Source organism: Ruminococcus sp. (genome assembly GCF_045129435.1).
Taxonomy (GTDB): Bacteria; Bacillota; Clostridia; order Oscillospirales; family Acutalibacteraceae; genus Ruminococcoides.
Window position 1 is genome coordinate 1 of sequence record NZ_JBGVJL010000085.1, and the last position, 2174, is coordinate 2174.

Here is a 2174-nt window from a genome sequence, read left to right on the forward strand (position 1 = left end):
CGCCCTCAAGGCCAAATGAAATTACATTTGAAGTTGGGAGGTCAATAGCTGTCTTTTCGCCTGTTACTGTGTCAAGTTCATACTTGAGGAGATAATCAGAAACCTTAACAACCTTTTTGCCGTCAATCTCAGTAGGAATGTTCTCTCTGATTTCAGCCATAATGTTGTTCATTTTCTCCATACCTGCCGCACCCTCAAATTCAAATGCTGATGTATGGTTGAGATAGTAACCGTATTCCTCATAAAGTGAGTCAATAACCTGTGCAAGTGACTTGCCCTGTTTCTTATAGTAAGCCGCCATTTCGCAAACGAGCATTGAAGCAACCACTGCGTCCTTATCACGAACATAAGTACCTGCAAGGTAGCCATAGCTTTCTTCAAAGCCAAATACATATCTGTTCTCTTCGCCCTTTTTCTCAAGGTTAAGGATAACTTCGCCGATGTACTTAAAGCCTGTAAGTACATTTTTAAGCTCACAGCCGTACTTTTCGCAAAGCTTGTTGATAAGCTTTGTTGTAACGATTGTCTTAACCAAAACAGGCTTCTCAGGAAGTGTGCCGTTTGCCTTGCGTGAAGAAAGGATATAGTCTGTAAGCATAATGCCGTCTTCATTACCTGAAATAAGGCGATAGCTGCCGTCATAATCCTTTACAGCAATACCAACTCTGTCAGCATCAGGGTCTGTAGCAAGGAGAAGGTCAGGCTGAACCTTTTCGCAAAGCTCAATGCCTTTCTGGAGTGCCTCTTTGATTTCAGGGTTAGGGTATGGGCAAGTAGTAAAGTTGCCGTCAGGAAGCTCCTGCTCAGGAACAACTGTAATTTCCTCAACACCGATTTTCTTTAATACTTTTCTTACAAGCTTGTTGCCTGTACCGTTGAGTGGAGTGTAAACAACCTTTAAGCCTGCACCCTCGCAAACGCCTGGATTTACCTGCTGCTCCATAACCTTTTCAAGGTATGTGTCATATACATCATCTGAAACATACTCAATAAGACCGCTCTTAACAGACTCGTCAAGGTCAGCAATCTTAACATCCTTGAACATATCAAGCTTGCAAATCTCATCATATACAATACCTGCGGCAACATCTGTCATCTGACAGCCGTCCTCGCCGTAAGCCTTGTAGCCGTTGTATTTAGCAGGGTTGTGGCTTGCTGTAACCATAATACCTGCCTGACATTTAAAGTAACGAACAAGGTAAGAAAGTACAGGTGTTGGCTGTAACTCAGATGTAATATACACCTTAATGCCATTTCCGGCAAGAACTCTTGCAGCCTCAATCATAAAGAGGTCAGCCTTAATTCTGCTGTCGTGAGAAATAGCAACAGAGCCTTTGCCGTACTTCTGAAGAATGTAGTTTGCAAGTCCCTGTGTAGCCTGACGAACAACATAAATGTTCATTCTGTTAGTACCTGCACCGATTACACCTCTAAGACCTGCTGTGCCGAATGTGAGTGCTGTGTAGAAACGATCATAAATTTCGTCCTCGTTTCCCTTAATGCTCTCAAGCTCTGCAATAAGGTCTGCATCCTCAGTTGCATTTTCTAACCATTCATTGTAAAGTTTCATAAAATCCATAAATAACCCCCGAGATATACATTCACCGCATAAAATGCGTGTGAAAATGGTATAAATTTATTTATTTCAAAAATTTTGCAATATTTAGTATAGCATAAATACTATGTAAATTCAAGTATATTATTTTAAACTAACTCTTTTTTACATTCCTGTATTTTTAGTCATATATTATTTTATATTCATAGCAGAATTAAAATAATCATAATTTTATAGCAATAATTTATTTCACAGTCACTTTTTTACACGATTTTTTGGTTTTAGTCTGTTTTTTACAAATTCTTTAATTTGTTTGTAAACAAACTCAATGCCGAAAGCAATCAGATTAATTACCGCCGATGAAAGCAATGCACTTACAAACACACACAGCATCATAAGCGGCATAAAAGCAAATCTTGTGTAAAAATCAGGTGTGTTTTTATTGAGTATTTCGTAATAATAAATTGAATCGAAAATAAATGATAAAAGGTAAGTGCCAAGCACCAAGTCCGAAATCTTCCACAGTGCAAACTTCACCTTTACATTAATATTCTCAAGCCTTAAGTTCTTAATAATAAGGAAAAGTAAAATCGACATAACATAAGGCTCAACACCGCTC

At 38.6% G+C, this 2174-nt stretch carries 2 protein-coding genes; both read right to left on the reverse strand.

What is annotated here, in order from left to right; all coding sequences use genetic code 11:
* The coding region (locus ACJMMI_RS04145; protein WP_405353821.1) for a phospho-sugar mutase at positions 1-1579 on the reverse strand (1579 nt) is incomplete at its 3' end.
* A 231-nt stretch (positions 1580-1810) separates the two neighbouring features.
* Positions 1811-2174, reverse strand: a 364-nt coding sequence (locus tag ACJMMI_RS04150) for a hypothetical protein (protein ID WP_405353822.1), incomplete at its 5' end; no start/stop codon positions are given.